The sequence below is a fragment of the Hydrocoleum sp. CS-953 genome, from assembly GCF_002260545.1.
In the GTDB taxonomy this organism is placed as follows: Bacteria; Cyanobacteriota; Cyanobacteriia; order Cyanobacteriales; family Microcoleaceae; genus Trichodesmium.
The window spans coordinates 1-4187 of the sequence record NZ_LGSU01000676.1 but is presented as its reverse complement, the minus strand read 5'-3'; the positions used below and the strand labels follow the sequence as shown (position 1 = coordinate 4187).

Here is a 4187-nt window from a genome sequence, read left to right as displayed (position 1 = left end):
TTAAAATATATCCTCTCGATCGCCAAATATTTTATTTATACCTAATCATTCGGACATGATATTAAGGGAAATTACATAACTTCTCTCTAATGTCTACGTTTTATGTTAAGAAAGATGTTTGTAAAGCATAGCCTGAAAAATGAGGGAAAATGTAGCAAAAATTTTAGTATTGTTATGCTTGAGTCTTTATAAACGATAATGGTCAATTGTTGCCTTAATTCTGTTAGGTGCGGGAATACCCGATATGGAAATTTCTATATCCCCTGTTCCAGCACTAGCTATTTTGATAGTGCCAATATTAAACAAGCGTTCCATCATATTTTGTTGAATTTGAATATTACGGATGTGAACGTGCATTACTTCATTAGTGTATCTACTTAGTAGACCCTGTTGTAAAATTGTACGCTTGTCTGTTACTATTAATGTTGTATTTTGACTTTTAATCCACCATATAAGTAGCAATAAAATTCCGACTCCAAATAATAGAATTAAACACAGATAGAGAATAAATAAAAGTGGGTTACTTCTCCACATACTAGGATGAACTCGGCAACTTTCTACTTCCATTTACTAACTCCTTCATAGCTTATTTGAAACTTGAGTATTAGGTTCAAATTGTAATTCGCGGTTATTTTGACAGATTTTGTAGAACTGTTCGTCACTCAATTTAACTGTATCTAAATTTAATGTTAAAATACTCATAATTTCAACTTATTTGAATGTTAATAAAACTCTCCATTTCTCTAGATTTAAAAGTATTGAGATAAACTTAAATTAAATCCGAGCAAGACATTTTCACCCGACAAATTTGTAGGAATATTTTGCACTTCCACATCTTGCTCCTGGCGATAAATTTCTACCTGCTGGTCTTGAGGATTAATTAACCACCCTAATAATATCCCTGCATCTATAATATTCCTCGATTTTAGAACGTAATATTTTTAAATTTTCAGTTGCTGACCTTAACTCAATAACAAAATCTGGTGCGATGGGGGAAAATTTACGTCTTTGTTCTACAGTAAGAGTTTCCCAACGTTCTTTACGAATCCAAGCTGCATCTGGAGNTTCTACCTGCTGGTCTTGAGGATTAATTAACCACCCTAATAATATCCCTGCATCTATAATATTCCTCGATTTTAGAACGTAATATTTTTAAATTTTCAGTTGCTGACCTTAACTCAATAACAAAATCTGGTGCGATGGGGGAAAATTTACGTCTTTGTTCTACAGTAAGAGTTTCCCAACGTTCTTTACGAATCCAAGCTGCATCTGGAGAGCGGTCACTACCATTAGGCAATTTAAAGATAGTAGAAGAACTGAATGTATAACCTAAACCAGTTTGCCTATTCCAGTTTCCCAAATCAATAATTAGGTCAGCTTCTCTATTACCACTTTCACCTCCAACCGGGGACATAATAATTAATTCTCCCTTAGTATTACGTTCAAATTGTAATTCGCGGTTATTTTGACAGATTTTGTAGAACTGTTCATCACTCAGTTTAACTGTATCTAAATTTAATGTTAAAAAACTCATGATTTCAATTTATTTGATTGTTATTAGTTATCATTATATCGTCATCCTAAATAACTTGTCAAAAAAAAATGTAGTGGTTTGGTCTCCTTTTCCCAAACCTAATATAGTCATCCTAAATAACTTGTCAAAAAAAAATGTAGTGGTTTAGTCTCCTTTTCCCAAACCTAATATAGTCATCCTAAATAACTTGTCAAAAAAAAATGTAGTGGTTTGTTCTCCTTTCCCCAAACCTAATATTGTAGGAATAAATAACTTGTCAAAAAAAAATGTAAGGGTTTAGTCTCCAAACCGAACGCGTAATACCATTTTGAAAAAAGAATGTTACGAATAATAAGGGTAATAAAAAGACATTACAGGAGATGTCCCTTTGACAAAGCGGTGCGACCCCGCGCCGTCTCACGGCGCAAGGGAACGCGCACCAAGAGAAAAAGATAATTTATAACCTAAAAAACAGTATCGAAGCCATTCATTCTGACTCCTGACTCCTGACTCCTGACTCCTAAAAAATACCCTAGCTATTTGTAGCCAACATTTATCAATTTGGTATAAATAGGATTTGGAAACCCAACCCCTACGATTAAATGTTAAAACCTATTTAGGATTGCTATACCATCTGTTTTAAGCAGTCAGCAGTCAGCTATCAGCTTCATTACCAATAAATAATTATAAATAGTTTTCATTATCAATTATCAATTATCAATTATCAATTAAAAGGCTCTATATCTAATATAAAAATATACGCCTTCTTCCTGCAAAGAATCTCCATTAGTATCTATATCAACAAAAGGAATACCCCAATCTAATTGAGCCGAAAAACGAGTTCCGACTTGGAACCTTAAACCCACACCGACAGAAGATAAAGTATCCTCAATTAATTCTAATTCATTACTATTCCAAACAGTACCAAAATCAACAAAAGGAGTTAATTGTAAAATTGCATCCCACTTTCTTGCTCGGAGAATAGGAAACCGAAATTCACTAGAAATAAACAGACCATTATCAGCAAGTAAAGCATCCTGACGATATCCCNACTTGGAACCTTAAACCCACACCGACAGAAGATAAAGTATCCTCAATTAATTCTAATTCATTACTATTCCAAACAGTACCAAAATCAACAAAAGGAGTTAATTGTAAAATTGCATCCCACTTTCTTGCTCGGAGAATAGGAAACCGAAATTCACTAGAAATAAACAGACCATTATCAGCAAGTAAAGCATCCTGACGATATCCCCTGACACTTAATCCTCCACCTAAACTAAACTGTTCTTGAGGAAACAAACTTCTTGGAGCTAACTGGATATCTGACCTAATTAAAAATACTGTTTCTGGTGCTAATAAACGTAAATATTGTGCTTGTCCTCGCCAGGAAAAATACCTTCCATCTGGAGCTTGATTATTAACAGTTGCACCAAAAACATTTATCCCTAGAGAAAATTCTGACCGTGCCACAAATACATCTTTGGTACTTCTAAAAGCATATTCCTGAAAAAAACGCAGCGANGGATATCTGACCTAATTAAAAATACTGTTTCTGGTGCTAATAAACGTAAATATTGTGCTTGTCCTCGCCAGGAAAAATACCTTCCATCTGGAGCTTGATTATTAACAGTTGCACCAAAAACATTTATCCCTAGAGAAAATTCTGACCGTGCCACAAATACATCTTTGGTACTTCTAAAAGCATATTCCTGAAAAAAACGCAGCGAAGAAATATTAATTTCCCCATCATCTTCTGCTCCTATAGAACCAGGAAAAGGTTCATCTAAAAGAGTAGTTTGTGATTCTTCTACAGAACCTGTTAAACCTACAGCAATTTCTGTACTAGGAGTTTGATAAATAGGTTGGCGAAAACTCATCTCATAAGTCTGAGAATTTGTATCAATATCTAGTTCATTAAAAGGCTCTTCAATAATTTCACTACTGGTACGACGATGACGTAAACTAATAGTACCATTTTGAGAATTAATAGGAATAGTATAACTCAAGTCATCAAGAGTATCACTACCTTCTGTACGATAATAAGTAACNTGTACTAGGAGTTTGATAAATAGGTTGGCGAAAACTCATCTCATAAGTCTGAGAATTTGTATCAATATCTAGTTCATTAAAAGGCTCTTCAATAATTTCACTACTGGTACGACGATGACGTAAACTAATAGTACCATTTTGAGAATTAATAGGAATAGTATAACTCAAGTCATCAAGAGTATCACTACCTTCTGTACGATAATAAGTAACATTAAAGCGATCGCCCAACCCAGTCAAATTATTATGAGAAATTTGACTTTGAAGACGAACAGTACCCACACTAGGAGAACGTAAATTATCAGCAGAAAGTTGAGCAAAAAAAGCTGGTGCTTCTTCAATTTCTATTTCTAACCTACTCAAACCAGGACGAGTTCCCGCTGTTAAATTAGCAGATAATCTTTCAATTAAAGGGTTGAGTTGTAATAACTGTAAATATTGAAATAACTGATTTTGATTTAGAGGTGTTTGAATACCAGATTCAATACGACTGCGAATATAACTAGAATTAAGTCGTTTCAGTCCGGAAATTTCAATTTCTTCAACTTGTCCTTCAATAACTTCTATTATAACAGTGCCATCTTCCAAAGTTTGTGGTGGAATAAAAGCTCCAGAAGTTACATAT

At 34.0% G+C, this 4187-nt stretch carries 5 protein-coding genes and 3 pseudogenes; all 8 read right to left on the bottom strand.

The window, feature by feature from the left end; all coding sequences use genetic code 11:
- Nucleotides 1-186 precede the first annotated feature (186 nt).
- Entirely contained in the window at nucleotides 187-567 is a 381-nt protein-coding gene (locus AFK68_RS07745; RefSeq protein WP_094672254.1) for a PH domain-containing protein, read from the bottom strand.
- A gap of 12 nt (nucleotides 568-579) precedes the next feature.
- On the bottom strand, nucleotides 580-702 hold the full coding sequence (locus AFK68_RS34675; RefSeq protein ID WP_371357276.1) for a hypothetical protein: 123 nt from the start codon (nucleotides 700-702) through the stop codon (nucleotides 580-582).
- Between the two features lie 47 nt (nucleotides 703-749).
- Nucleotides 750-1064: pseudogene (locus AFK68_RS34670) on the bottom strand (Uma2 family endonuclease); the annotation flags it as partial.
- A gap of 1 nt (nucleotide 1065) precedes the next feature.
- Nucleotides 1066-1534: pseudogene (locus AFK68_RS07740) on the bottom strand (Uma2 family endonuclease); the annotation flags it as partial.
- Between the two features lie 707 nt (nucleotides 1535-2241).
- Nucleotides 2242-2563, bottom strand: a pseudogene (locus AFK68_RS44505) (BamA/TamA family outer membrane protein); the annotation flags it as partial.
- Between the two features lies 1 nt (nucleotide 2564).
- Nucleotides 2565-2986, bottom strand: a 422-nt coding sequence (locus tag AFK68_RS07730; protein WP_246844055.1) for a ShlB/FhaC/HecB family hemolysin secretion/activation protein, incomplete at its 3' end; no start/stop codon positions are given.
- A gap of 52 nt (nucleotides 2987-3038) precedes the next feature.
- The coding region (locus tag AFK68_RS44500; RefSeq protein ID WP_371357277.1) for a ShlB/FhaC/HecB family hemolysin secretion/activation protein at nucleotides 3039-3522 on the bottom strand (484 nt) is incomplete at its 3' end.
- Nucleotides 3523-3565: 43 nt separating this feature from the next.
- Nucleotides 3566-4187 (bottom strand): POTRA domain-containing protein (locus AFK68_RS07720; protein ID WP_210407282.1); only part of this gene is annotated, 622 nt, incomplete at both ends.